The 24,879-nt window shown below is 65.7% G+C and carries 21 protein-coding genes; 9 read left to right on the top strand and 12 right to left on the bottom strand.

The features are described 5' to 3' along the window. Positions 1-6: 6 nt before the first annotated feature. Together B5F74_RS04065 and B5F74_RS12710 are read right to left on the bottom strand one after the other, a co-directional pair. Complete coding sequence (locus B5F74_RS04065) at positions 7-927, bottom strand: ABC transporter permease (RefSeq protein ID WP_066828788.1); 921 nt, start codon at positions 925-927, stop codon at positions 7-9. Between the two features lie 113 nt (positions 928-1,040). Further along, complete coding sequence (locus B5F74_RS12710) at positions 1,041-2,762, bottom strand: ABC transporter substrate-binding protein (RefSeq protein ID WP_087200229.1); 1,722 nt, start codon at positions 2,760-2,762, stop codon at positions 1,041-1,043. Between the two features lie 265 nt (positions 2,763-3,027). On the opposite strand from B5F74_RS12710, the gene B5F74_RS04055 reads away from it, so the two are divergent. Then, positions 3,028-4,362, top strand: coding sequence for an alpha-L-fucosidase (locus tag B5F74_RS04055; RefSeq protein WP_087200227.1), 1,335 nt, complete (start codon positions 3,028-3,030; stop codon positions 4,360-4,362). Positions 4,363-4,365: 3 nt separating this feature from the next. Next, positions 4,366-7,017 (top strand): transglutaminase domain-containing protein, encoded by a 2,652-nt coding sequence (locus tag B5F74_RS04050; RefSeq protein ID WP_087200226.1) that lies wholly within the window; start codon positions 4,366-4,368, stop codon positions 7,015-7,017. A gap of 301 nt (positions 7,018-7,318) precedes the next feature. Here B5F74_RS04050 and B5F74_RS04045 read toward each other — a convergent pair whose 3' ends face one another. Together B5F74_RS04045 and B5F74_RS04040 are read right to left on the bottom strand one after the other, a co-directional pair. Next, entirely contained in the window at positions 7,319-8,260 is a 942-nt protein-coding gene (locus B5F74_RS04045) for an ROK family protein (protein WP_087200224.1), read from the bottom strand. A gap of 388 nt (positions 8,261-8,648) precedes the next feature. Continuing rightward, complete coding sequence (locus tag B5F74_RS04040) at positions 8,649-9,413, bottom strand: ABC transporter permease (protein ID WP_239283343.1); 765 nt, start codon at positions 9,411-9,413, stop codon at positions 8,649-8,651. A gap of 54 nt (positions 9,414-9,467) precedes the next feature. Here B5F74_RS04040 and B5F74_RS04035 point away from each other — a divergent pair, with 54 nt between their 5' ends. From B5F74_RS04035 to B5F74_RS04020, 5 genes are all read left to right on the top strand, one after another. Further along, positions 9,468-10,400 (top strand): LytTR family transcriptional regulator DNA-binding domain-containing protein, encoded by a 933-nt coding sequence (locus B5F74_RS04035; protein WP_087200218.1) that lies wholly within the window; start codon positions 9,468-9,470, stop codon positions 10,398-10,400. A gap of 601 nt (positions 10,401-11,001) precedes the next feature. Further along, on the top strand, positions 11,002-11,457 hold the full coding sequence (locus B5F74_RS04030) for a hypothetical protein (RefSeq protein ID WP_087200216.1): 456 nt from the start codon (positions 11,002-11,004) through the stop codon (positions 11,455-11,457). Between the two features lies 1 nt (position 11,458). Further along, the gene (locus tag B5F74_RS12360; protein WP_158095689.1) at positions 11,459-11,611 is read left to right on the top strand and encodes a hypothetical protein; all 153 of its coding nucleotides are present in this window, start codon (positions 11,459-11,461) and stop codon (positions 11,609-11,611) included. Beyond that, positions 11,595-12,449 (top strand): ABC transporter ATP-binding protein, encoded by an 855-nt coding sequence (locus tag B5F74_RS04025; protein WP_087200214.1) that lies wholly within the window; start codon positions 11,595-11,597, stop codon positions 12,447-12,449. Before B5F74_RS12360 ends, B5F74_RS04025 begins: the two co-directional genes overlap by 17 nt. 1 nt (position 12,450) lies before the next feature. Beyond that, entirely contained in the window at positions 12,451-13,212 is a 762-nt protein-coding gene (locus tag B5F74_RS04020; RefSeq protein ID WP_087200213.1) for an ABC transporter permease, read from the top strand. A 204-nt stretch (positions 13,213-13,416) separates the two neighbouring features. Here the strand turns inward: B5F74_RS04020 and B5F74_RS04015 are convergent, their stop codons facing one another. From B5F74_RS04015 to B5F74_RS04005, 3 genes are all read right to left on the bottom strand, one after another. Continuing rightward, positions 13,417-14,241 carry a helix-turn-helix transcriptional regulator gene (locus B5F74_RS04015; protein ID WP_087200211.1) on the bottom strand — a complete coding sequence of 275 codons (825 nt, stop codon included), beginning with the start codon at positions 14,239-14,241 and terminating at the stop codon, positions 13,417-13,419. Between the two features lie 191 nt (positions 14,242-14,432). Further along, complete coding sequence (locus B5F74_RS04010) at positions 14,433-14,921, bottom strand: hypothetical protein (RefSeq protein ID WP_087200210.1); 489 nt, start codon at positions 14,919-14,921, stop codon at positions 14,433-14,435. A gap of 14 nt (positions 14,922-14,935) precedes the next feature. Next, entirely contained in the window at positions 14,936-17,698 is a 2,763-nt protein-coding gene (locus B5F74_RS04005; protein ID WP_087200208.1) for a UvrD-helicase domain-containing protein, read from the bottom strand. Between the two features lie 175 nt (positions 17,699-17,873). Here B5F74_RS04005 and B5F74_RS04000 point away from each other — a divergent pair, with 175 nt between their 5' ends. Then, the gene (locus B5F74_RS04000; protein ID WP_087200206.1) at positions 17,874-18,776 is read left to right on the top strand and encodes a PPK2 family polyphosphate kinase; all 903 of its coding nucleotides are present in this window, start codon (positions 17,874-17,876) and stop codon (positions 18,774-18,776) included. A 94-nt stretch (positions 18,777-18,870) separates the two neighbouring features. Here the strand turns inward: B5F74_RS04000 and B5F74_RS03995 are convergent, their stop codons facing one another. Then, entirely contained in the window at positions 18,871-19,824 is a 954-nt protein-coding gene (locus B5F74_RS03995; protein ID WP_087200204.1) for an undecaprenyl-diphosphate phosphatase, read from the bottom strand. A 207-nt stretch (positions 19,825-20,031) separates the two neighbouring features. On the opposite strand from B5F74_RS03995, the gene B5F74_RS03990 reads away from it, so the two are divergent. After that, the gene (locus B5F74_RS03990) at positions 20,032-20,469 is read left to right on the top strand and encodes a universal stress protein (RefSeq protein ID WP_066828818.1); all 438 of its coding nucleotides are present in this window, start codon (positions 20,032-20,034) and stop codon (positions 20,467-20,469) included. Between the two features lie 91 nt (positions 20,470-20,560). On the opposite strand, the gene B5F74_RS03985 is transcribed toward B5F74_RS03990, so the two are convergent. The 4 genes from B5F74_RS03985 to purH form a co-directional block, all read right to left on the bottom strand. Next, positions 20,561-21,628: a sensor histidine kinase gene (locus tag B5F74_RS03985; RefSeq protein ID WP_087200202.1), complete on the bottom strand. Its 1,068-nt coding sequence runs from the start codon at positions 21,626-21,628 to the stop codon at positions 20,561-20,563. A gap of 8 nt (positions 21,629-21,636) precedes the next feature. Continuing rightward, positions 21,637-22,302 (bottom strand): response regulator transcription factor, encoded by a 666-nt coding sequence (locus B5F74_RS03980; RefSeq protein ID WP_087200200.1) that lies wholly within the window; start codon positions 22,300-22,302, stop codon positions 21,637-21,639. Between the two features lie 100 nt (positions 22,303-22,402). Beyond that, positions 22,403-23,098, bottom strand: coding sequence for a hypothetical protein (locus B5F74_RS03975; RefSeq protein WP_087200198.1), 696 nt, complete (start codon positions 23,096-23,098; stop codon positions 22,403-22,405). Positions 23,099-23,180: 82 nt separating this feature from the next. Next, a complete protein-coding gene (purH, locus tag B5F74_RS03970; RefSeq protein ID WP_087200196.1) occupies positions 23,181-24,797 on the bottom strand; it encodes a bifunctional phosphoribosylaminoimidazolecarboxamide formyltransferase/IMP cyclohydrolase in 1,617 nt (538 codons plus the stop codon). Positions 24,798-24,879: the final 82 nt, after the last annotated feature.

Genomic DNA, 24,879 nt, shown 5'->3' with positions numbered 1-24,879 from the left:
CGCCTCCTATTCGTATCTCACGCGCGGGTTGATGACGGCGTACAAGATGTCGGCAAGCAAGTTGATCACCATGTACTCGAACGAGAAGAACAAGATGAGCGCCTGCACGACCTCGTAGTCACGGAAGCCGATGGAGTCAACCAGCAGACGGCCCATGCCCGGGATCGAGAACACGCTCTCGACCACGACGGAACCGGCGATCAGGGCGCCGATCTGCAGCGCGGTCACGGTGATGATGTCGATCGAGGAGTTCTTGAAGGCGTGCACCATGATGACGCGCGGCTCGGGCAGGCCCTTGGCGCGCGCGGTGCGGATGTAGTCCTTGCCGAGGTTCTCGATCATGGACGAACGGGTCACACGCGCGAGGATCGCCATGATGCCCGCGCCCATGGCGATCGAGGGCAGCACGTAGCCGCGCCAGTCCTCGAGGCCGCCCGTGGGGAAGATGCCCAGGTTGACCGAGAAGATCTGCATGAGCTGCAGGCCGAGCCAGAAGTTCGGCAGCGAGATGCCGGCGATGGCGATGAGCATGCCGAGCAGGTCGAGCGCACGGCCGCGGTTGATGGCCGCGATGACACCGATGATGATGCCGATGATGACCGACCAGGTGATCGAGCAGATCGTCAGGTAGATGGTGATGGGCAGACGCGGGGCGAGCAGCTCGGCCACGGACGTGTTGTTCGTGAACGAATGGCCCAGGTCGCCCTGGAAGATGCCGGTGATCCACTGGAGATACTGCGGAACGAGCGGCTGGTCGAGGCCGAGCTCGCGACGGATGTTCTCGATCTCGCCGATCGTCGCCGTGGGGCCGCCGATCTGACGCGCAGGGTCGCCAGGAATGAGGCGGACGAACATGAAGATGATGATGGAAATGACGATCAAGAGCGGAATCATGCTCAGGACGCGTTTAACAGCGTATTTCCCCATGTAGTTCCCTCCCTTTGTGTCGTATCGGGGAGACACGGGGACTGCCAGCCCCTGAAATCAGAGGCTGGCAGCCACCCAACACCCTCGATGTGAAACTCAGGACGTAATCAACACTAGACGTTCAGGGTCGCGTGAATGACGTCGATACCCTGGGCGACGTACTTGATGCCGTTGAGGTACGCCTTGTAGGACAGGAGGGTGTTGTCGCTGGCGAGGAACAGCCACGGGCACTCCTCCCAAGCGATGTCCTGGCACTTGCCGTAGTGCTCGTTCTGCTCCTCCTCGGTCGGGGCGGCGTTGCCGGCCTCGAGCTCGGAGTCGAACTCGTCGTTCTTCCAGAAGGCGGTGTTGTAGCCGGTCGGCGGGACCATGGCGCTGGAGAGCAGCGAGCGCAGGAAGCCGTCGGGGTCGGACTGGGACCAGTTGACGTACCACATCTGCAGCGTGGTGGTGTCCTCGGGCTCGGCGGCGAGCTCGGCGTTGGTAGCGGCCTCGTTGGGCTGGACGTTCACGGTGATGCCGGCCTGCTGCAGCTGCTGCATGACGAAGGTCATGCCCTTGGTCTCCTGGGTGGAGTTGTCGCCGATGATGTTAACTTCGAAGCCGTCGGCGTAGCCGGCCTCCTCGAGCAGGCTCTTGGCCTTGTCGAGATCGTACTCATAGGGCGTCTGGGCCTTGTAGCCGGGCACCATCTCGGGCAGAACCGAGGTGGCGGGGGTAGCGGCGCCGGAGTACATGACCTGGACATACTCGTCCTGGTTCAGCGCGTAGTTCAGGGCCTGACGGACGCGAACGTCGGACAGCGGCTCGTAGTTGGTGTTGAGGGTGACATAGCGCATGGTCGTCGACGGGATCGAGATCATGTTGATGTCGCCGGCGGAGCGCACCGTGGCAACCTGGTCGGTCGGCATCGGGTAGATAGCCGTGGCCTCACCGGTCTGCAGGGCGGCGATACGGGAGCCGGCCTCGGGCACGACGCGGAAGTCGATGCGGTCGATGGACGGAGCCTCGCCCCAGTAATCCTCGTTGCGGATGATGGAGACGTGATCGCCCTGCGCATACTCCTCGAGGATGTAGGGACCGGAACCTGCGGACTGCTTGGAGTAATCCCAGCTGGAGTCGGCAAGCGCAGTCGGGGAGATGAGGTAGAACTGCGTCATGGAGTTCATGAACGGAGCATAGGGCTCGGGCAGGTGGAACTGAACGGTGAGCTCATCCACGGCGGTGCAGGAATCGACGCGGGTGTTCTCGGTGTTCTCGTCGATGGTCTCGATGAACGTACGACGACGACGCCAGTTGTTCTCGGGGTCGATCGCTGCCTCGTAGTTGGCGACGACGGCCTCGGCGTTCAGCGGGGCGCCGTCGGTGAAGGTGATGCCCTCGTTCAGATGGAACGTGTAGGTGCACGCGTCGTCGGAGACCTCGTAGCTCGCGGCGGCGCGGGGAGCGTACTCATAGTTCTCATCCAGGTCATAGAGCGAGTCGTAGATGTAGTAGACGACGTTGCCCGAGTTGCCGTCGGACCAGTCCATGGGGTGCATCTCCTGGAACTCGCCCTCGAAGGCCAGGATGCACTCGTTCTTGGGAGCCTTGCCGTCGGTCTTGGTGGCGCGAACGACGAAGCCCTCCTCGTCGGCCTCGATCGTCTCGACGTTGGATCCGCCGTCGCCGGAAGCCGAGCCGGTGTCAGTGCCGGTCGAGGTGTCGCCACCGCCGCCGCAGCCGGCGAGGCCGAGGCCCGCGACGGTCGCGGCACCGGCAGCCACGGCACCCACGAACCCGCGACGAGTCACACCGGAGTCCGACCACGTCATGTTCTTGTTCTCTTTGTCCATTACAGACTCCTTTCGCACCGAGAACACTCCACGCATTGGCGCATTTGATGTAGTGCAGCCAAAATCCTCCTCGCGGCACAGACAGCAAATGAACAATCGCTATACTGTGCCCGCCCCAACACTATAACGCTTTAACGCGTTAGAGCGGAGGCAAGCTGTAAACGGCCATACCGTTCAGGGACCGGAAACAGACCGTTCACCGCCAGGAAATACCATTATTGCTTATTTCGGACAAAACGGACACATTTTGTGAGGGATGGAGGAAATGTTGGCCTACCAGTTCGACCGGGAGCGCTACAACCGACGCATGAAGTGGTACCTGCACGACCGCTTCGGCATGTTCATCCACTTCGGAATCTACAGCATCCCCGCACGGGGCGAATGGCTGCGCAGCACCGAGGAGATGCCCGAGGAGCTCTACCTGCCCTATTTCGAGGAGTTCAACCCGTATGCGCTCGACGCCCGCGCCTGGGCCCGCGCCGCCAAACGGGCAGGCATGCGCTATGCCGTGCTCACCTCCAAGCACCATGACGGCTTCTGCCTGTTCGACACCAAGACCACCGACTTCAAGTCCACGAACACCCCCTACGGTCGCGACATCGTGGCCGACTTCCTGGACGCGTTTCGCGCCGAGGGCATCCGCGTGGGCCTGTATTACTCGGTGATCGACTGGCACCATCCCGACTTCCCGCAATACGGCGACCGTCAGGCCCCGCTGCGCAACGATCCCGTAGCCGGCTCCAACGAGCACCGCGTGTTCGACCGCTACCTCGACTACATGCACGAGCAGGTGCGCGAGATCTGCACCAACTACGGCAAGCTCGACCTTTTGTGGTTCGACTTCTCCTATGACGACATGCGCGGCGAGAAGTGGCGCGCCACCGAGCTCATGAACATGGTGCGCGAGCTGCAGCCCGACGTCATCACGAACAACCGCCTCGAGGTCTCCGGCGAGGGATTCGGCTCGCTGGCCCAGTGCGACCCCACACCGTATCACGGCGACTTCGTGACGCCCGAGCGCATCATCCCGCCCAACGGCCTGTTCGACGTCGAGGGCAATCCGCTCGCCTGGGAAGCCTGCATCACGATGAACGACAACTGGGGCTACTTCTCCCACGACACCAACTTCAAGCCCGCGCCGATGCTCATCCACAAGCTCGTCGAGTGCGTCTCCAAGGGCGGCAACCTGATCTTGAATGTAGGCCCGGACGCGACCGGCCGCATCCCCGACCAGTCGCTTGCCATCCTCGATGAGATCGGTCGCTGGATGGAGCGCAACTCCGCGAGCATCTACGGCTGCGGCCCCGCCGCCGACGGTCCGCTCGAGGTCGAGCGCCCCGAGTACGGCCGCATCACCCGCAACGGCGACACCTACTACTTCCACCTGTACGAGAACGCGCTCGGCCCCATGCCGCTGCTCGGCGTGCCCAAGGAGCGCATCGCCTCGATACGCCTTCTGCGCGACGGCACCGAGGTCCAGCTCTCGAACAGCTGGACGCACAGCGACTACCCCAACATCGCCTTCGCGGATCTGGGCCCCTCGCCCGTACTCCCCGATCCCGTGGACACCGTGCTCGCCGTCAAGATCAAGGAGGCCTAAAAGATGGCCGTGCTTTCCGATTCGTTTGCCGCCCATGCGGACGAGCGCTTCGACGCCCGCCGCGAGGTGCTCTCCCCCATCGCACAGGCCATCGAGGCGGGCCTCGCCGCCATCGACGATGCGGACGTCCGCACGCTCATCAAGAGCTACTACGGCACCATGCCGCTGACCGACGTGTTCGACGCCGAGTTCGAGCTGTTCGCCTCGTTTGCCCGCCAGGCCTGCGAGCTGCGCCGCACCAGCCCGTGGTGCGCCGACATCCCCGAGGACATCTTCGTCCAGTACGTCGCGAGCCCGCGCGTCAACAACGAGCCGCTCACCGACGCCTGGCCCACCTTCCGCGCCGCGCTCGCCGACCGCTTGCGCGGGCTGGACGCCTACCACGCCATCGTGGAGACCAACTACTGGTGCTGCGAGACGGCCACCTACCAGTCCTCCGACGGACGCACGCTGGGACCCCTCGGCGTGCTCGCCTCGGGTGACGGTCGCTGCGGCGAGGAGTCGACCTACCTCGTGACCGCCCTGCGCGCCAACGGCATCCCCGCGCGCCAGCTCTACACGCCCTGGTGGGCGCACTGCGACGACAACCACGCCTGGGTCGAGGCGTACGCCGACGGTTCGTGGCACTACCTGGGCGCCTGTGAGCCGGAAGAGGAGCTCGACCGCGGCTGGTTCACCGCGGCGTCCGGTCGCGCCATGCTCGTCCACACGCGCCTGTTCGACGACTTCGGCTGCGACTTCGAGCGCGACGCGCACCTGCTCGCCCGCGAGGGCAGCCAAGTGATCGTGAACCTCACCGAGTCCTACGCCCCCTGCGTGCTGCTGTCGGTGCGCGTCCTTAACGCCGCCGGCGCCCCCGTCGAGGGCGCCTCGGTGCGCCTTCGCCTGGTGAACGAAGCCGCATGGCACGACATCGCCCACCTCACCAGCGATGAGGCGGGCATGGCCCGTATCGTGGTCGGCGAGGGCACCGTGCGCGTGGTCGCCACCACGGGCGACGGCATGGCCGAGACCATCATCGACACCGCGGACTGCCATGACCTTGAGCTCACGCTGGGCGAGACCGTGCACGGCGACACCGATTGGGTCGACTTCGACGTGCACGCGCCGGCAGATCATCCCGCGCCCTCCCACCCGCTCACGCCCGAGCAGGTCGAGCGCGGCCGTGCCCGCAAGCGCGAGGCCGACCGCATGCGTACCGAACGCGTCGCCCGCAACGTGGAGCGCGCCCGCGAAATCGCCCGCGCCTGCGGGCACGACGCGGACGGTTGCCTGCCCTACTTCGAGCAGGCCTTCGCCAACGCGCCCGAGGTCGAGCGCTTCCTGACCGTCGACGACGGGGCCGACCGCGCCGCCCTGCTCGCCACGCTCACGTCCAAGGACTTCCGCGACCTGTCGGCCGACATCCTGGAGGACCACATCCAGGGCGGTCGTGCGGTCCGCGAGGATGCCCTCGCCTACCTCGCGCGCGAAGGCGTCGACGACCAGGCAAAGGCGCAGGAGCTCTACGAGCGCTACGTCCTGTGCCCGCGCGCCCACTTCGAGCACCTCTCCGCATACCGCGCCTTCATCCGCAGCCGCTTCGACGCTGAGACGGTCGCAGGCTTCATCGCCGACCCGCTGCGCGTGTGGGACTACATCTGCGAGCACACCGCGTTCACCTCCCGCGAGCACACCAAGCGCTACGTGGGCACCCCGCGCGGCGCGCTCGTGTCCGGCCAGGCGAGCGCCGTCACCCGCCGCTCGCTGTTCGTGGCCATCTGCCGCAGCTTCGGCATCGCCGCCCGCATCAACCCCGTCGATGCGGGCATCGAGTACTTCGCCCACGGCTCGTTCGTGCCCGTCGAGCACGCCGAGGAGGGCTTCGAGGTCCTGTTCGCCAGCGACGCCGACCCGGCGCCCGGCTACTTCCAGACGTGGAGCATCGCCCGCTACCTGCACTTCACCGCGGTGAGCGGCAAGGCGGCCCAGGGCTTCAAGGTGCTCGACCTGTGGGGCAAGGCACCGTTCGAGGACGGTGTCTGCCGCGTGAAGATGCCGCTCGGCGAGTATCGCCTCACCACTGCGGTTCGCCTTCCCAACGGCGACGTGCACGCCGCCGAGCGCGCGTTCGAGGTGACCTCCGACTACGACGGCACCCCCATCGAGCTCAAGCTGCGCGAGCCGGACGTCTCCGAGATGCTGCAGAGCATCAAGCTCGACGCCTTCGCGCTCGCCGATGCCGAAGGCGCCGCGGTCGATTGCGGCCGTATCGCCGCGGCAGGCGATACGGCTGCCAAGCCCGTTATCGTGGCGTTCCTCGAGCCGGGCATGGAGCCCACCGAGCACCTGCTCAACGAGATGCGCGAGCAGGCCGGACGCCTGGACGCCGTGGGCGTGCCCATCGTGCTCGCCGTGCGCGATGCCGAGGAGCTCGCCGACCCCACGCTCGCCCGCACGCTGCCCGTGCTTCCCCGCACGACGGTCGCCTACGACGACTTCTCCGAGCTGCCGGAGCGCCTGGCGCGCCGCATGTTCACCAATCCCGAGAAGCTGCCGCTGATCATCCTCGCCGTCGCCGACGACGCCGGCAACCTGACGGGTCGCTACGCCGCGGCGGGCTACAACGTGGGCACCGTCGATCTGGTGCTCAAGCTCATCTCGCTCATCGACTAGGTGGCGGAGCCCAGGGGCGAACGCCGCAGACGAAGGGGGCGCGGTTCACGATGCGAACCGCGCCCCCTTTTTGCCGACGCACTTATATAGATGCGCCCTTGGGAAGCGCTGGTCGTTCCGCCATTCGGCATCCTCGCGCCTATCTGAAGGGGGAGCACGGTCGACGGACCCACGCACATAAAGGCCCGCCGCTCATTCATGAATGAGCGGCGGGCCGTTTTGACGTTTCCGCAGGATTCAATTGTTTAACACCCCTGTTCATTCATGAATGAACAGGCCGGTGTCAGGCCAGATTCCTCTCTTACGCCTCCATCAGTCCGGCGTAGGCGGCACCGATCAGGCCGGCATCGTTGCCGAGCGACGCGACCTCGATCGGAGTGTCGGCGCACACCGACAGGGTGTAGTGCTTGAAACGCTCCACGAGCTTGCCCAGGAACAGGTCGCCCGCGGCGGACAGGCCGCCGCCGAGCACGATGGCCTCGGGATCGACCGTGCATGCGAGGTTGGCGAGCGCCAGGCCGAGATACTCGACCATGGTGTCGACCGCCGCCGCAGCCGCCTCGTCGCCCGCCTGATAGGCTTCGAACACGCTCTTGGAGTCGGAGGGACCGGCGAGCTCGACGGGCTGGGTCCCGCGCTTCTCGCATTCCATCTTGTAGGTGTTCACGACGCCGGTCGCAGACGCATACTGCTCGAGGCAGCCATGGCGTCCGCAGCCGCACACGCGCTCTTCAGCCGGGTTCACGCAGGTGTGGCCGACCTCGCCGCCCGCACCGTTGGCGCCACCGATGACCTTGCCGTCGACGACGACGCCGGCGCCGATGCCCGTGCCGAGCGTCACAAGCGCCATGCTGCGATGGCCGAACGCCGAACCGCGCCACATCTCGCCGAGCGCCGCCGCATTGGCGTCGTTCACGAACGCGACGGCGGCACCGCCGAACGCATCCTTGAGCGCCGCGCCGAGCCCCTGGAGGTCGATCGAGGCGTTGGCGATCAGCTTGACGTTGCCGTCATCGGGAACCGGGGCCGGAACCGCAAGGCCGATACCCTTGAGGACGACGTCGCCATCCTGGGCGTCAAGCAGGCTCTTGATGCCGTCGATGACCGCCGCATAGCCGGCCTCGTCCACCAGCGGCGGCGTGGGCACGCTCAGCTTGGACAGAATCTTGCCCTCGCGGTTGACCAGGCCCTCCTTGACGGTCGTGCCTCCCACGTCGATACCAACAAATAGCTCCTCGGCCATCCTTGGCCCCCTTTCTCGGATATACCACGTGCAGCACATGATACCGCGCATCCCAGCCGTTTTGTCCCATATCCCGGCAGACGGCAGACAGGTGAATTTTTAGGGACAGTCCCTAAAAATTCATCACGGTACGCTCGATATCTCCTCGAGAATGTCGATGAGCTCGTCGCTTTGAAAGTACTCTCCGCGACGTCGTGAGCCCATCGGGCGCAGCATGCCGTATTCGCACGCCCGCCCGACCAACGTCGACGCCTTACCGGAAGTACCATCCGTTCACTTCCGTTACCTCAAATTAACGGAAGTGAATCGCGTTTCGCTTCCGTTAGCGGCAGCGCATCGGAAGTAGGTTCCCTGCGCCCGCCCCATATGACCTGAGAAAGAAACCCCGCTACACGAGCCGGTTGCGCTCGGCGGCAAGGTCGCGGGCGAAGCGACGGCAGCTCCGTGCCGCAAGCGCGGACATGGCCGCCGTCCACACGACGGCAAGCCCTGCAAGCACCGACACGGGAGCTATCGCGTCCATGCCGCTCGCGGTGCACAGGATCTCGGCCACGGGGCCCAACGGCCAAAACCATGTGATCGCGCGGACGGTGCCGGACATGAACGCGAGGATGGGCGCCAGCGCAACCACCGTGAGCGGCACGGCGAGCAGGCTCGAAGACATCTGCTCCCGCGCGGAAAGGCCGGCGACAAGCCCCGCGAACAGAAGCGGCTGGACCCCGACGGCAGAAAGCCCGAGCAGCAGTGCCGCCCTCGCGGGCGCAAGACCCAGCAGCAGGCATGAGACGGCCTGCGTGGCAAGCGTCACGAGCACCGCCGAAAGCCATTTGGAGACGGCGATCTCGCCCGCCGTCACACCCGCCTCGACAAGGGTGACGTAGGCGCCGCGCTCGCGCTCCTCGGCCATGACGTAGAGCTCGATCACGCATCCGGCGAACGCGGGGGCGATGCAGAGCACAGCGACCTGGGCGAACGCGTCGGCCTCGCCCGGCATGAGCCTGGATGAGGTCGCCACCACGCTGCCGATGAACGCCGTGAACAGCGCGCCCGCGCCGCACGACATGAGCGTCGTCGGGTTGCGGACGGCGTCAAGCAGGTCGCGCGCCACCAGCGCGCGTATGTTTCCAAAAGCCCCGTTTGCCATGTGAGACATGATACCCGATATACTTGACGTCGTTTTCCATCCTGAGAAGCCGAGGAGGAGCCCGTGGCGGATACCGCATCCTACGATACCGTCGAAGATCTGCTCGCCGCCCGTGAGGGCGAGAGCGTCCACCTCGAATGCTGCCGCGAGACCGTGGACCGGGCCGTTCGCTTCGTCCACGAACGCTATGGCCGCCGGCGCTGCGCGTTCTACGTCACCACCGACCGTGGATTCGACCGCGAGACGGTGCGCTCGTACCTCAAGCTCTTCTCGCGCCTCGCGGGAGGCTCCGTGACTCCCCAAGACGCCATGGCGCATTTCGGGCTCGCCTCGGCGGCGCGATCTCAGGTGAAGACCTTGACCGCCGAGCAGCGCGCGCTGCTCAACTTTGCCCGCATGAGCCTTTTTGAGCCCGAGGTCGTCTTCTGCGAGCGACCGCTTGCGGACGTGACGCCCGCCACGCGCGGGCTCGTGACCGCATGGATGGGCCAGGTCGCCGAGGCCGGAGGCGCGCTCATCACCGCCGGCGAGCCCCTGCGCGAGGCGCTCCTCATGCCCGGCACCGCCTTCTTCGAAGAGGACGGGCGCCTCCACGAGGCCAAGACCGCGGTCGGCGACGATGAGACGCAAGACGTAGAGTTCGCCGGCGACGAGGTCCGCGTCTTCAAGGTCCCGGCGAAATCCGATGGGGCGACCCTGCTGTTCGATCCGCGCGAAGTCGATTTCGTGGAGAGCGTGAACCGCGCCAACTTCGCCTCCGTGCGCGGCGAGCTCTACCCGGTGAGCATGACGCTCGACGAGCTGGAGGCGGAGCTCGAGCGATTCGGCTTCTTCCGGTGCCATCGCTCCTACATCGTGAACGTCCAGAAGGTGGCGAAAGTCGAGCGCTTCACGCGCAACAGCTTCAACCTCACGCTCGCCGACGCGCATCAGACGCAGATCCCGCTCGCCAAGGGACGCGCCGAGGCCATGCGCGAACGCTACGGCTGGCGCTAGGGAAACGCTGATTGGTAATTACTTGTGTGGCGGTCGGCTCCATGGCAGGTGCGTAGATGTTCGGCGGCAGGGGCGACCCCAGCCGCGCCCCTCCCTGACGATCGGGCTCCTGGGGCACACGAGGAGGCCGTCGTATCCGCCCGCGCGCGAAACCGCACCCTGATAAAAGGTTTTACCAGGGTGCGCGGACACCTAGTTTTGAATTTGGTATCAAATCTTGGGCAAAAAGGGCCTCGGAAGGGCGGATCGGAAGCCTCTCCCGGGGCCTCCGGGATCAGCCAATCAAAGAACCCGCAGGTCACAGGCTTGTCAGATATGGCCGCTTCCAATCATTACTTCCCGGTTTGATACCATATTCATTTTCAGAATATAACAACCCCCTCTTTCCTGCAGTTTTGCGGTGCGGTTTCCCCACTGCGCGCATACGGGACCCCGGGATCCGCCCGTATCGGCCGGCAAACCGGGGTCTCCTCGGCTGCTCCTCTCGTACCCGCCTATGCTCCTCTCGTCGTTTCCGCAGCTCCTGACGGTCGGAACCCCTTGTCCGCCCCACCGGCGCGGGCGAGTATGGCCTCAGCAGCCAGCAACCGAAAGGAGCGCCATGAAAGAGCAAAAGATCTACGACCGCGTCCGCTCACTCGGCCACGAGCCCATCGAAGGGACCGCGATCATCGTCACCCGTACGCCCGAGAGCATCCTGCAGGGCGTCGTCGAGTTCGCCATGCAGACCGACCGCTTCGAGCTCATGGTCTGCGCCGAGGACGCCGTCCTCCTCTTCAAGCTCAACAACCTCACCAACGACATCCGCACATCTGCGAGCTACCGCTGCATCTCTCGCGAGGACATCCTCTCCGCCAACACAGAGCTCGCCGACGCCGGCATGACGCGGCGCATCCGCATCACCACCGACGAGGGCGACGTGCTCCTCAACGCCCAGCACGAATCCACGAGCGGTCTTCGCACAAGCGGCCTGTGGGGCAGCTGGCACGCGGCGAACCTGCCGCGTGCGTGCGACGAGATCTGCCGCATGGGCTCTGGCGCCAAGGAGGAGATGTAGCATGGATCCCGCGCTCATGGGTGCGATCATCATCGCGTGCTGCTTTGCCGCCGGCGTGTTCGAGACGGGCAGGCGAAAGAAGAACCGTAAGGACGAGGGCGAGCATGCGCCCGATATGCGGAAGGAGAAAACACGCGATGAACGGGACGCATAGCGCCGTGCTCTCCATGGAGGGCGTCTGCCTCTCATTTGGAGCCAAGCGCGTCCTCGACGGACTCACCTTCGACGTTGCCCGCGGCGAGTGCTTCGGCTTCCTCGGCCCGTCGGGCGCCGGCAAGACCACCACGATCAAGCTCCTCACCCGCCAGCTCGCCGCCGACACCGGGCGCATCACCCTGTTCGGCCGTCCCATCGAGAACGCGAGCGGCGCCGACTACAATCGCATCGGCATCCTGTCGGACACGAGCGCCCTCTACGAGCGGCTCACCATCGAGGAGAACCTGCGACTCTACGCTCAGGTCCGCGGGCGCGGCGGATACGGCATACCCGCCCTGCTCGAACGCGTGGGCCTCGACCGCGACCGCAAGACGCTCATCAAGAACTGCTCGAAGGGAATGCGGCAGCGAGCCGCCCTCCTGGCGACGCTCGTCCACAGCCCGGAGCTCGTCTTTCTGGACGAGCCGACAAGCGGGCTCGATCCTGCAGCGCGCGCCGAGGTGCACAAGATGCTCGCCGAGCTGCGTCGCGCCGGAACCACGGTGTTTCTCACCACGCACGACATGGCTGAGGCCGAGTCCTGCTGCGACCGGCTGGCGATCCTGAACGAGGGCCGCATCGTGACGATGGGGACCCCGCAATCGCTTACCATGGAGCATGCGCGCAACCGCCTGGTCGTGACGACGCGCACGCACGGCGTCGTCGAGCTCACCAAGGACGCCGCCAGCGCCGACACCGTGCGCGACCTCCTCGCCGCCGGCGAGGCCCTATCGCTGCATTCCGACGAACCGAACCTCGAAGAGGTCTTCCTCGAGCTCACCGGAAAGGAGTTCTAGCATGAACGCGACGTTGCGCCGAGTGGGCGCGCTGGTCGACAAGGACCTCATGGACCTCATCAAGAACCCCACGATGCTCGTGGTGCTGCTCATGCCCATCGGGTTCATGCTGCTGTTCCGCTTCGTCATAGGGGACACCGCCGCCGACGCGGGGCTCACCGGGGCTGACCTCGCAAGCGTTGGCGGCGAGATCGACAAGTTCCTCCTCGGCTCGGGCCTGTGCATGAGTATCGGCATGGTCGCCTCGATGGTGCTGATCTACGGCATCGCGGAGGAGAAGGAGAAGCACACCCTGCGCACGCTTATGCTCGCCAATGTGGGCGCAGGCGAGGTCGCGGCGTCCAAGGGCGGCGTGGCGCTCCTCGCCGTCGTGGCCGTGAGCGCGGCGTGCTTTTTCCTCGCGGGCGGCGAGCCCGGGCTGCTGCCCGTCTACCTTGCGCTCACCGCGCTGGGGGCCGTCCCCGTGGTGCTCATCTCGCTCGTGCTCGGCCTCGCCTCGCGCGACCAGATGACGGCGGGATTCTACAGCGTGCCGGTGCTGCTGCTGGCGCTCGTGCCCACGTTCGGCATGACGAGCGAAACCATCAAGACCGCCGCATCGTTCACGCCGCTCGGCGGGGTCTACGACCTGCTCGGACTCGCCTACGGCGGGCATCTGCTCAGCACAGACGCGCTCATGCCCCTCGCCGTGACGCTCGCATGGGCGATCGCGGGCGCAGCGGTCTTCGCCGCGCTCTACCGCAGGCTCGCACGGGACAACTAACACATCAGGACTGAGCTGAGCAAGTCGATGGCGGGCCACACTCGATCCTGCCGCCCGCCATCGACCACTTTTTCATGAACGAAGATGGGTTGAATCGACATTTCCGCAGGATTCGCACTCCCGACCCGACACTTTTTCATGAAACAGGACCGCCGGAACGATGCCGACGGCCCTGGCTTGCAGCCATCCGCGAAAAAGGGTCGCCTACCCTGTGCGCCTTCTTGCTATCACCCAGAACACGAGCAACACGACTGCGCCGCCTGCGATGACAAGCCAGTCGCGGGGAAAGTCGAGGCCGCCCGTCACAACTCCGAGGGCGGCAGCACTCATGACCCAAAGCGCCGGCAGGATGGCCGCCGTCCATACCGGACGCGTAAAGCGCCCCAAGACGAAAGACGCCGTAAGCGCGACAGCAACGCCGAGAATGACCACCAGCTTGCGGAACGCCTGCGCATCAAGCAGGACGTCTCCCACCACAAGCACCCCAATACCGACAGCAAGACCCGCGAACACCTGAAGCACGAGCCGCATCCCAAAAGCGGCACCGCTCTCACGTGCCGCCTCGACCGGATCACCCGTCGCGGCGCCAAGGAGCTCGGCGGCGCTTCTCGCGTCCTCGCTGCCATTCTTTCGGCGCGCAACAAGCATCACGACCGAAAACACCAAGACGAGCACGGCGAGCAGCAGGCGCAGCACGGGTTCCAGATAGTCGCGCCCCGCCACCGCCGTCACGACGAGCGCCGTGATCACGACGACCTCAACCGCCGCCAGCGCCACCGCGAAGACCTTCGTCCTCTGCTCGCTTTTCTTCACCATCTCGCGCATCTCGTCCACGTCCCCTCTCACCAGCTCGTCGATCGTGGTGTCGAAGAGGTTCGCGAGGAGCAGCATGCTCTGGACGTCCGGCAGGGTCTTGCCCGTTTCCCAGTGGCTGATCGTGACGCGGCTCACGTACAGTTTGCGCGCAAGCTCGTCTTGCGAGAGCCCGAGCCGTGAACGACGCTCTCGAATCTGGTTGCCGATGTCCATCTGCTTCCCCGTCCCTCGCGGCCTATCCGACAACCACAACGTAGCCGACAAGATTGCAAGACGCAGTAAAAAGTGGTTTACAAGCACTCTGACCAGCTGTTTTACTAAGCCAGCCGATCAGAAGGACCGATTGGCGCATCCCCACCCCACATGGCGTGAAGCAAACATGGCACCGCCAAAAACGTGCCGGGTTAACGTGGGGAGCTGAACCCACACGCGAGCTCGCGCTCGATCGCCTCGCGCAGCGTGTCGTCGTCCACGTCGAGATCGACCTCGAGGCCGCGCACCGAACCCGCCGCGTCGAAGTGCAGCACCGTCGGCACCCAGGTCACGCCGTAGCGCGTCCTGAACGCAGACAGCCCCTCGTCCGTCTTGCTGTCCGTGCTATCGAGGTAGAAGACGTCGATCGCGCGCTTCGCGAACACGGGCGCCATCACCGGGATGAGCCTGCGGCACCAGCGGCAGGTCACCCGGCCGACGTACAGGTAGAAATCCCGGCGCTCGGCGATCATGGCCTCGATCGCCGGCACGTCGACGGCATGAAACCCCCGCACGGCCTCGCGATAGATTTCCGACTCCCGCTCGACGCGCTCCTCGTCCGATGCGGGCGCAGGCACGCTGCAGGTTCCGTCGATCGAGCAGACCGCCGCAATCGGCTGTACGTTCTCATGCTCTGCCACAGCTGACCTCCTGACTAGCTCAGTTTGACGATCGGGGCGAAGCCCTTCATGAGCTTCTTGGTCTTGCCGCTCTTGTCGAACTGCACCTCGATCATATCCCCCTCGGCCGAGATCACGGTTCCCGTGCCGAACGTCTTATGGCTCACGGTATCACCGGGCGCAAACGTCTCCGCCGCGCGCGCGACATCGGGACGGCGCTGCTCGACCGCGGGCGACGCGGACGCCTTCGCACGCGTCGTGCGCGCGACGCCGCTGCCGAACGTGGCGGGCTTGAGGCCTGCGTCCGGGCTGATGCCCGTGTGGCGCGACACGCCCGATCCGCCCGTGGAGCGCGTGCGGGAGCCGAAGACGCGCCCGCCGTACATATCCGAGCCCATGCCCGAGCCGAACGTGCCGCGGCGGTCGCCGCGCTTCTCCCAGCCGGTGCCCTCGAAACCGGACGACCCGATGCCGGAGAACTCGATGTGCTCCTCGGGGATCTCGTTGACGAAACGCGAGCGCGGGTTGGCCTGCGTCGAGCCGTACGTGCGGCGCGTCGCCGCATAGGTCAAGAACAGGCGCTTGCGCGCGCGGGTGATGGCGACGTATGCCAGGCGGCGCTCCTCCTCGAGCTTGCCCGGGTCGTCGGCCGCCGCGAAGCCCGCCACGTGCGGGAAGATGCCCTCCTCCATGCCGGCGACGAACACCGCGGGGAACTCCAGACCCTTCGCCGAGTGCACCGTCATCATCGTGATGGCGCTCGCCTGCCCCGACAGCGCATCCAGGTCGCTGCGCAGCGCGAGCCACTCGAGCAGCGCGGGCAGGGCCGCGCAGGCGAGCGGGCCATAGGTGCGCTCGATCTCGTCGGCGACCAGAGCGGCCGACAACGGCTCGACGGGGGCCGCGGCCATGCTGTTGCCGGCGATCATCGTCGCCAGCGCCTCCTGGGCGCTCGTCAGCGGCGCCGCGAGCGCGTCGAGCGGGTTGGGCCGGTCGGACGCATCGCGCTCGTCGCGAGCGGCGGGGGCAGCAGTTGCCACGGGCACGGCGGAAGCCTCGCCAGATGCGACCGCCCCAGCCGGCAGGTCAGAGATGCCGGCGGCGCGCAGCTCCTCCAGGCTCTCGAGCGTGCCCTCGATATCCTCGTGCGTCTCCTCGAACTCCGCGGCGACGCCCAAGAATTCCTGGATGTTCTCCGCCCGGCTCTCGGCTTCCATGGTCCCCTCGGCGCGGAAGGCCTGCACCAGGCCGGCACGGTCGACGATCGCCTCGACGACGTCCTTGAGCTCGCCGCTCATGCGACGGCCCTCGCGCACGATGCCCACAAACGACGCGAGCCCGTTGCGGACCTTCGCGGAGAACATCCCCGTCTCCGCCGTCGCCAGCTCGCACGCCTGGAAGAACGAGCAGCGGTTCTGCTGGGCCAGCTGGTCGATCTTGGCGATGGACGTCGACCCGATGCCGCGGCGCGGCGTGTTGATCACGCGTTTGACGCTCATCTCGTCGGCGGGATTCACGATCATCTTGAGATACGCCATGACGTCGCGGATCTCGGCGCGGTCGAAGAAGCGCGTGCCGCCCACGATGCGGTAGGGCACGCCGGCGCGCAGGAACATGTCTTCGAGGATGCGGGACTGGGCGTTCGTGCGGTAGAACACCGCGATGTCGTCGTAGCTCGTCCCCGCATCGTGCAGCTTGTCGATCTCCGCGGCGATCCAGCGGCCCTCGTCGCGCTCGTCGCTCGCCTGGTACGCCTGAATCTTCTCTCCGTCGCCCGCGTCGGTGAACAGGCGCTTGTCCTTGCGCTGCGAGTTGTGGCGCACCACGGCGTTCGCCGCGGCGAGGATATGGCCGGTCGAGCGGTAGTTCTGCTCGAGCTTGACCACCTTGGCGTCGGGGAAGTCCTTCTCGAAATCGAGGATGTTCGAGATGTCGGCGCCGCGCCAGGAATAGATCGACTGGTCGTCGTCGCCCACGACCATGAGGTTGTGGTACTTGGCGGCGAGCAGGTTCGCGATCTCGTACTGCACGTGGTTGGTGTCCTGGTACTCGTCCACGCTGATGTAGCGGAAGCGGTCCTGGTACTTCTCGAGCACCTCGGGACGCGTGCGCAGCAGCTCCAGCGCGCGCACGAGCAGATCGTCGAAGTCCATGGCGTTCGCGGCGCGCAGGCGGCGCTCGAGCTCCGCGTAGACGCGAGCGGCCTTCTCGGTCCTGGGGTCGTCGGCGCGGCTCGCCATCTCATCCGGACCGATCATGGCGTTTTTGGCCGTGGAGATCTTGGAACGGATCATGTTGATGGGGTACTGCTTCTGGTCGATCTCCATCGCGGCCATGATGTCGCGCACCAAGCGGCGCGAGTCATCGTCGTCGTAGATGGTGAACTGGCCGGTGTAGCCGAGCAGGTCCGCGTCCTCGCGCAGCATGCGCACGCACATGGCGTGGAACGTGCACACCCACATGCCGCGCGTGCCGTCCGGAAGCAGGGCCTGCAGGCGCTCGCGCATCTCGGCCGCGGCCTTGTTGGTGAAGGTGATGGCGAGAATCTGCCACGGGCGAACACCCAGGTCGGCGATCATGTGCGCGATGCGGAACGTCAGCACGCGCGTCTTGCCCGAGCCCGCGCCCGCAAGGACGAGCAAGGGGCCCTCGGTCGTGAGAACCGCTTCTTTCTGCGCGGGATTCAAGCCGTCGATGTCGACGACGGGACGAGCCGGCGCAGACGGCGCGGGCGCATCGTAGACATCGAGCGGGACCTGCTCGTATGCGGGCTCCTCGGCCGCACGGGCGGCCTGCATGTTTCTCTCCCACGGTAGTTGTTGCGGCAACGGCATGCACGTACTCCAGACGATCGGCGGCCCGCTGCGGCGGGCCTGAGTTTGAGCCAAACCAGTATACCCGCACGCGTGGACAGCCCTCTTGCTCGGCCGGCACTTTTTGGGGAACAAGAACGAATGACGGACGGAGGAATCTATGAAGGTCGAAAAAGCCCTGAGCAACCTGACCATCACGAGCGGCAAGGGCTTCAAGCTCGAACGCGTGCCCTGCTCGTTCAAGGTCGACAAGCAAGAGCGCCCCGCCTGCGAGCAGCTGCTCGCCGAGAACAAGGCCCGCATCGAGGAGCTGCAGGGGGCGCTGTACGCCGATGCGCGCGAGGGCGTCATCATCATCCTGCAGGCCATGGATGCCGCCGGCAAGGATTCGATGATCCGCCACGTCCTGGGAGGCATCAACCCCATCGGCATCGACGTCCGCAACTTCAAGCAGCCGTCGAACCTCGCCCTCACCCACGGCTTTCTCTGGCGCTCCTTCTCCGCCCTCCCTGCTCGCGGCAAGATCGCCGTGTTCAACCGCTCGTATTACGAGGAGTGCCTCGTGGTGCGCGTGCGCGGCATCTGGCGCACGTACCGCATGCCCGCGCGCTGCCTCGATATGGACGAGGACCAATATTTCTCGGAGCGGTTCGAGGACATCCGCTGCTTCGAGCGCTACCTGACGCGCATGGGCCACCGCGTCGTCAAGCTGTTCCTCAACGTCAGCGCCGCCAAGCAGCGCGAGCGGTTCCTCGAGCGCATCGACGACATGTCCAAGAACTGGAAGTTCTCGGAAAGCGACCTGTCCGAGCGCCTGCTGTGGAGCGACTACCAGCGCGCGTACGAGGAGATGATCGCCGGCACCGCCACCAAGCGGGCACCCTGGTACGTCATCCCTGCGGACCAGAAGTGGGTCGCCCGCGCGTTGGTGTCCCAGATCATCCTCGACACACTCGAAGACATCGATCCGCACTACCCCGCGCTCACCAAAGAGCAACGAGGGCGCCTCGCCGCATGTCGAGACGCCCTCGTGACCGGTCCCGCCGCCGACGTGGACCGGTAGGGATAGCACCGAAAAACAATGACAAACTCGTATTCATGCCTTCCCGGCCGCGACTGGGGCCGCCGTGCGCCCCGTGAGGAGCGCCGACCGACCGCTACAGACCCAAGGCGGGAGCGATCGCGAAGAAGTACGCGAGCACCAGCACGCCGAGCACGATGCGATACACGCCGAAGCCCTTGAAGTCGTGACGGCGCACGAAGCCCATGAGCCAGCGGATGGCGATGAGCGACACCACGAACGCGGTGAGGCAGCCCACACCCATGATGGCCAGCTCGTTCGTACCGAACGTGCCGCCGTCCACCACGAGGTACTTCACGAGCTTGAGCGCGCTCGCGCCGAACATGACGGGCACGGCGAGGAAGAAGGTGAACTTGGACGCGACGGTGCGCGTGCAGCCGAGCAGCAAGCCGCCGATGATGGTCGAACCGGAGCGCGACGTGCCGGGGATCAGCGACAGCACCTGGAAGCACCCGATGCCGAGCGCCGTCTTCCACGACAGGTCCTCAAGCGTGGTGATGGATCCGAAGTCCGTATCGCCCTCGTCCTCGGCAGGCGCCGCCGGGGTGGAAAAATGCGCGCCCGCGGGCCTGCCGACCACGAGCTCGCCGCTCTCGATCATGCGGCGGCGCTTAGCCGCGCGCCAGTTCTCGATCACGATGAACGCGATGCCGTAGACGATGAGGGCCGCTGCGACCACGGTCGAGTTGTAGAGATGCGCCTCCATGAAGTCGTCGAGCGGGATGCCGATTGCCGCGGCGGGGATGCAGCCGAGCACGATCTTGCCCCACAGCCTCCAGGTATCCTTGCGGCCCTGCTTGCCCTTCGAGGGCGAAAACGGATTGAGGTCGTGGAAGAACAGCACGCAGACGGCGAGGATCGCGCCCAGCTGGATGACCACCTGGAACATGTTCCAGAACTCTTCGGTGACGTTGAGCTTCACGAACTCGTCGACGAGGATCAAATGGCCCGTGGAGGAGATGGGCAGCCATTCGGTGATGCCCTCCACGACGCCGAGAAAAGCTGATTTCACAAGCTCGATGATATCCACAAGCACGCCTTTCACACGCTGAACAGGTCTTTCCGCCGCCGGAGCGGGGCGTTGACCTCTCATTATCGCCCGCCGTCCGTACCTGCGCAAAAAAAGCTGCGCGTTCACAGAATTATTTACCAACATGGAGAAGGTGCGGGTATAACGAGAGCAAGGCACGAAGGCCGAGTGGCGCGCCGTGCGCGCCATACGTTTAAGGAGGTACTCATGAACGAGGGCTATTCCAAGGTATTCGTTTCGCTCGACGGCACCGAGCAGCAGGATTTCGTGCTGGCGCGCGCCATCAAGGTCGCAGCCAACAACGGCGCGAAACTCTACATCGGCCATGTCATCGACTCGACCGCGCTCGAATCGGCCGGATCGTACCCGGTCGATCTGGTGAACGGACTCGAGGAGGCCTTCCGCAACTCCATCGCCGAACAGGTCCAGGAAGCCGAGGAGAACCCCGATATCGCCGGCGTGGAGATCATCATCAAGGCAGGACGCATCCGCGAGACGCTAAAGGACGAGATGCTCGATGTGATTCAGCCCGACTTGGTGATGTGCGGCGCCCGCGGCCTCTCGTCGATCAAGTACGCCCTGCTCGGCTCCATCTCGACCTTCCTGCTCCGCAGCACGGAATGCGACATCCTGGTCGTGAAGTAGCTTTCGAGCAACAACAACGCGCAGAAACGGCACCTTCGGGTGCCGTTTCCATGATGGTGCCTATTGGGACGGGGTCATGCGCCCCACCCTGCTAATGCTCGAAATAGTGCATCTTGTTGGCCGGGAAGACGAGCGTGATCGCAAAGCCCTCCCCTTCCGTCGAATCCGCCCGCACGGAGATGCCCATCTTGTCGCACAGGCGGGAGACCAGGTACAGCCCGATGCCGGTCGAGCGCTTGCCGCCCCTGCCGTTCTCGCCGGTAAAGCCGCGGTCGAACACGCGCGGCAGGTCGGCCTCCGGCACGCCGCAGCCGTTGTCGCGCACGGTGAGCTCGATGCGCTCGTCCGCCTGCCCGCTTTGCAGCACGCGCCCGGAGAACTCGATGACGGCGCCCTCGGGACGCGCGTATTTCACGCTGTTTTGGATCAGCTGCCCTAGGATGAACTCCATCCACTTCTCGTCGGTGAAGACCTCGATATCGAGGTCCTTGCGCATCGGCGCCACGCGCGCTGCGATCATCGCCCGGGCGTTCGCCTTGATCGCGGCGGTCACGAGGGCCTTTAAGGAGTAGCTGCGGATGAGGTAGTCGCGGTCGAGCGTCTCGGAGCGCGCAAAGAACAGCGCCTGCTCGATATAGCCCTCCACGCGGTCGAGCTCCTCCTCGAGGGCGTCGGCCTTGCGCAGCACCGCTTCGGCGTCGTCGTCGGCGGGCACCGCGTCGACAAGGTTCTCGAGCGTGAGGTGGGCGGCGGCCAAGGGCGACTTCGCCTCGTGCACCCAGGTCTCAACGTACTCGCGATAGTCGGTCGTCTGGCGCCGGTACTCCGCCACGTCGTCGTTGGCCGCCTTTGAGATCGCGCGCAGCGCATCGTAGACGATCTCGCCCTCGATGAAATCCGGACGATGGATCATCTCGGTGATCCAAAGCGGGTGCTCGACATCGGCGGCGCCCGCACTCAGATCGCGGTAGAACGAACGGCGCTGCAGATACGACGTGACGCTCTCCAAGATGCCCGCGAACACGATCAGGGCCGCCACGAGCAGGGCGATCGCCAGGCCGGTCCCCGCCACCACCAGCATGAAGCAGCAAAGCATCGCCGTCGCCGCCACGATGAACACGTTGAGGTAGGACGACTTGAGATACGACCAGTACGACATGCGGCCCCCTACACCGAGTAGCCGCGTCCGCGATGCGTGGCGAGGTACCCCGTGACGCCGATCTTCTCGAGCGTGTTGCGCAGGCGGTTGATATTGACCGTGAGCGTGTTGTCGTCCACGAAGGCGTCGGAATCCCACAGGTCGCGCATGATGGCCTCGCGCGACACGATCGTGCCGGCGTGCTTGATGAGCAGCGACAGGATGCGCATCTCGTTTTTAGTGAGCTCCACCTGCTTTCCGTTCGCGCTGGCGACGGAGCGCGCCAGGTCGAGCTCGACGCCGTTGTGGGAGATGACGTTGCGCTCGGGTGCCGCGGACACGCGCCGCAGCAAGGCCTGGATGCGGGCGACGAGGACGCGCGAGCTGTAGGGCTTGGACACGAAGTCGTCGGCGCCCATCGTCATGCTCATGACCTCGTCGATCTCGGTCACGCGCGAGGTCAGGACGATGATGGGGACCTCGGAACGCTCGCGCAGCTCGCGGCAGACAAACTGCCCGTCGGTGCCCGGCAGGGTCAAATCGAGCAGCACGAGGTCGGGAGCCGCGGCGACGATGTCGTCCACGACATGGTCGAACGTCTCGCACGCCGCCGTCCGGTACCCGTTGCGCGCGAGCACCTGCGCCAGCTCGTGCCGAATCGGCTCGTCATCCTCGACGATATAGATCAACGCCATGCGGCCCCTCCTGTCGTGTTGTCGCCTGCCTCCATTATGCCGCGCGCGACGCTTTTTGGGACGAGGCCGACCGCCGGGGAATGAATTGGCCAGCGCGTCCCTAAGCGAAGAGCTTGGCCACGCCGTCTGTCAGGAGCTTGACGAAGGCGGCGTCGGCGTCCGAGGTGGACGCATCGCTTGCGGGCACCACTCCGTGCTCGTCGGAGACGAGCAGGACGGTACCGGCCGGCAGAGACCCCTCGGCATGCACGACGTTATGCCCGCAGGTTTCCGCCAGCTGCTCGACGAGCGTCATGGCGCCGCAGAGGGGCTCATCGGGCGCCGCGTCGACGATGAGCGAGCCGTCCGCCACCGCGCAGAGCACCTCGGGCGCCACGCCGGTCTCATCGCGCTCGGCGCGCGCGAGGGACGCCCGCGATGCCAGCGCGGCAGCGGACGTATCCTCCAGCGGCTCGTAGGCGCCGACCGTCATCGCGGCGTTGCCGTTCACGTCGACGACCATCATGAGCACGCCGCACGGATCGTCGTACTCGCCTTCCGCCAGCGACCATTCCACGTGCTGTTTGGCCCATGAGAGCATGTTGCGGGCGAGCGGCGCGCCGTTGACAGTGCGCCGCGACAGCGCGCGGATATGGCGGTTGAGCAGCGGCACGCGGCGATGGGCCATGCGCCAGCGGCACACAAGCGCCGGCTGATCGAGCGAGAACGTCTGCTCGCGCTCCTGCTGCTCGCAGAACTCCTCGTATTCCCGCTGCTCTTGCGGTGTGGAGAATATCTCGCTATCGAACTCGCTCATCGAACTCTCTTTCTCGTAGAGAACACAAAAACGGGGTGCGACCGCAGCCGCACCCCGTTAGGACAGCTCGCGCCGGCCGCAGTTAGTGGCGGAAGTGGCGGGCGCCGGTGAACACCATCGCGATCCCGTGCTCGTTGCACGCCTCGATGGACTCATCATCGCGCTTGGAGCCGCCGGGCTGGATGATGCAGGTCACGCCATGGGCCGCGAGCACGTCGACGTTGTCGCGGAACGGGAAGAAGGCGTCGGACGCGCAGGCGAAGCCGCCCTTCTCCCAGCCCATGCGCTCGCACGCGTCCTCGGCGCGCTCGCAGGCGAGCAGCGCGGAGTCCACGCGGTTCGGCTGGCCGGGGCCCATGCCGATACCGGCGTTGTTCTTGGAGATGAGGATGGCGTTGGACTTCACGCCCTTGCAGACGCGCCACGCGAACATGAGCTCGGCCATCTCGGCGTCGGTCGGCTTGCGATCGGTCGGGCAGGTGAAGGTCGCCGGGTCTTCGGCCACGGTGTCCACGCACTGCACGAGCACGCCGCCGTCGACGGAGCGAAGCTCGAGGGCGGCATGGCCCGCGGCGCCACCGGTCGCGAGCACGCGCAGGTTCGGACGCTTGGCCATGCGCTCAAGCGCCTCGGGCGTGTAGCTCGGGGCGATGATGACCTCGACGAACTGCTTGTTCTCGTCGGCGAAGTGCTCGACGAGCTCGAAGGGGACCTCGCGGTTGCACGCGATGATGCCGCCGAAGGCGCTCTTGGGGTCGCAGGCGAAGGCCATATCGTAGGCGGTCGTGATGTCGTCTGCCGTGGCGGAGCCGCACGGATTCTGATGCTTCAGGATCACGCAGGCGGGACCGTCGAACTCGCGCACGAGGTTCCAGGCGGCGTCGGCGTCCAGGTAGTTGTTGTACGACAGCGGCTTGCCCTGGATCTGCTCGGCCCCCACCAGCGGGTTCGCCGAGGAGCCCTTCTGCGCGAAGCCGTCGGCAAAGCGGTAGATCGCGGCGGTCTGCTGCGGGTTCTCGCCATAGCGCAGGTCGTCGACCTTCTCCAGGCGCAGGTCGAAGGACGCGGGCGGCTCCGCCTGCTCGGACGCTTGGGGTGCCTGGGCGGCGAGCCACGTGGAGATCGCGGTGTCGTAGGCGGCCGTGGTCTGGTAGACCTTCAGCTGCAGGCGACGGCGGGTCTCGAGCGTCGTGGCGCCATCGTGGGCGGCCATCTCGGTCAGGATGCCGGCGTAGTCGGACGGGTCGGACACAACGGTCACCGAGTCGGCGTTCTTCGCGGCGGAGCGCAGCATCGAAGGACCGCCGATGTCGATGTGCTCGATGGCGTCGGCGAAGGTGACGTCGGGGTTGGCCACGGTCTTCTCGAACTCGTACAGGTTCACGACGACCATGTCGATCATACCGATGCCGTGCTCAGCGGCCTCCGCCATGTGCTTGGGGTCGTCGCGGCGGGCCAGAAGGCCGCCGTGCACCTTGGGATGCAGGGTCTTCACGCGGCCGTCCATCATCTCGGGGAACCCGGTGTACTCCTCGATAGGGATGACGGTGACGCCGCCCTCTTCCAGTGCGCGAGCCGTGCCGCCCGTCGAGATGATCTCCACCCCGTAGACGGTCTGCAGCTCGCGAGCGAACTCGACGACCCACGTCTTGTCGGTCACCGAGATCAAGGCGCGCTTGATCTTCACGTCTGTTGCCATGCAACCCCTCCTTCTTGTTGGCGCCCGCGGCGGTCGTACCTTCAACGGGCGAACTACCTTTCTAATGTAGCGCAACGCCTGC

Origin of the sequence: Collinsella sp. An271 (assembly GCF_002159695.1) — a bacterium.
GTDB classification, from domain to species: Bacteria; Actinomycetota; Coriobacteriia; order Coriobacteriales; family Coriobacteriaceae; genus Collinsella; species Collinsella ihumii.
This window is presented reverse-complemented; position numbering and strand designations above follow the sequence as displayed.